Genomic DNA, 1,855 nt, shown 5'->3' with positions numbered 1-1,855 from the left:
CGGGGGCGGGGGGGGGTGCGTCCCTCGCCGCGCGCCGCCCCCCCGGCCTCGCCCCCCGCCCGTGCGGGGGGGGGCCCCCCCCCCCGGGGCGGGGCCGCCCCCGCGAGGGGCGGTCAGTCCTCGTAGTAGTTGTTGACGATCACGTCGGGCTCGTCGTCGCTGAACGCCTCGTTGAGGAGCGCGCCGCCGACCAGGCCGGCGGCGCCCGCGCCGATCAGCGCGCCGGTGCCGAAGCGGCGGCCGCCCCCGTCGGGCTGGCCCTGTCCGGGAACCTGCGGGTACCCCTGCTGCGGGTAGCCCTGCTGGGGGTAGCCCTGCTGAACCGGCTGCGGATAGCCGGCGGCCGACGGGTACCCGGCAGCCTGCGGCGGGGTGTAGAACGGCGGCGGCGTGGTCTGGACGCGCTGGGCGCAGGCCCCGCACGCCTGGATCTGGCGGGGCACGCCCCACTGCGGGGACCACAGGGCGGCCGTGGTGCCGACGCCGTGCGAGGGGTCGAAGAAGCAGGTCATGGAAGAACTCCCTGATGGTGCCTGAGTGATGGTGGTGACGGGGGCGGGGGCGGCGGTCGGCCGGGGCGGCAGCGGAGCGGCCACCGGTGGCGGGGTGGGCGTGGACGGCTGCAGCACGTTCACGCCGAAGTCGGCAGCGATACCGGCCAGCCCGGAGGCATAGCCCTGGCCGACGGCGCGGAACTTCCAGTCGCTGCCGTGCCGGTACAGCTCGCCGAACACCATCGCCGTCTCGTCCGCACCGCCCGTCAGGTCGTACCGGGCGACCTCGACGCCGGTGGCCTGGTCGGTCAGACGGATGTGGGCACCGCGGACCTGCCCGAAGGACTGGGACCGCTGAGCGGCGTCGTAGATGGCGACGGCGAAGGCGATCCGGTCCACGCCCACCGGGACGCGGGTCAGGTCGGCCTCGATCTGTTCCTGGTCCCCGGCCGCACCACCCGCCGGGGTGCTGCCGAGATGGCGCACCGAACCGTCCGGGCTGCGCAGGTTGTTGAAGAAGACGAAGTGCTCGTCGGAGACAACCTTTCCGGACGGGTTGCACAGCAGTGCGCTGGCGTCGAGGTCGACGCCGGGGGCCGCCGTCCACCCGAGTCCGACCGTGACGGTGCGCAGCCCTGGAGCCTCCTTGGCCAGGGACACGTTGCCGCCCTTCGTCAGGCCCACACCCATTGACCTTCCTCCACAGCTTCTTGATCGTCCTTGCGTCCTCGACAACGCTGTCGAGGTGGTGTCGGTTCCCCGGTGGACGAAAGACCTGCTGCCGCCCGGCCAGCGGCGGTGCAGGCCGGAGGCGGACTCCGGCCGCACGGCCATCCTCCGTGCTGCAGCAGCACGGCCTCTGCGTCGGCCGGTGTGACCGGCAAGCCGTACTCGAGGGCGACGTGGGCGAAGCGCACCGAGGAGGCGCACGCGGGCGGAGTCGCGCTGTACCTTCGGCGGTGTCAGGCCTCGGACCGGGCGTGACCGGAAGCAGCGAGGGAGCCGGGTCTGTTCATGCTCTGGCTGAAGCAACAGCCGACCGGCCGGACCTGGCCCCGGTGACATCCGGGGCCGGCTCACCGCCACCGACGAACGCCCGCGGCTGAGCCCTGGTCGGTCAGCCGTCGAGTGCGATCGCGTTCTCGGCTCGTTCGACGGAGGCTTCGGCGGCCGGCCCGCCGGGGTTCTCGGTGGCCAGTGCCTGGTTGAGCTCGACGAACGACCGCGTGCGCCCCTCGTAGGCGGCGAAGGCCGTGCGATTGGTCACCCGTTACCTTTTCCGTGGCCCCGCAATGGGGCTCCCGGCCTCCGGCTCGGCATGACTGTTCCCCCCTGTAGTTCGCATGATCCGGGGGGTGGTG

2 protein-coding genes are annotated in these 1,855 nt (G+C 73.3%); both read right to left on the bottom strand.

What is annotated here, in order from left to right; all coding sequences use genetic code 11:
- Positions 1 to 113: 113 nt before the first annotated feature.
- Positions 114 to 1,184 carry a TerD family protein gene (locus ACFC1R_RS32935; RefSeq protein WP_375944975.1) on the bottom strand — a complete coding sequence of 357 codons (1,071 nt, stop codon included), beginning with the start codon at positions 1,182 to 1,184 and terminating at the stop codon, positions 114 to 116.
- A gap of 427 nt (positions 1,185 to 1,611) precedes the next feature.
- Positions 1,612 to 1,761 carry a hypothetical protein gene (locus ACFC1R_RS32930; protein ID WP_375944973.1) on the bottom strand — a complete coding sequence of 50 codons (150 nt, stop codon included), beginning with the start codon at positions 1,759 to 1,761 and terminating at the stop codon, positions 1,612 to 1,614.
- Between the last annotated feature and the right edge of the window lie 94 nt (positions 1,762 to 1,855).

The organism is Kitasatospora sp. NPDC056138, from assembly GCF_042264695.1.
Classification (GTDB): domain Bacteria; phylum Actinomycetota; class Actinomycetes; order Streptomycetales; family Streptomycetaceae; genus Kitasatospora.
Note: the sequence above shows the minus strand (reverse complement) of the source record. Positions and strands in the feature narration are given on the sequence as shown.

Coding starts and splice junctions, on each gene's coding strand:
- ACFC1R_RS32935 (WP_375944975.1), bottom strand. CDS start 1,184: ATGGGTGTGGGCCTGACGAAGGGCGGCAACGTGTCCCTGGCCAAGGAG.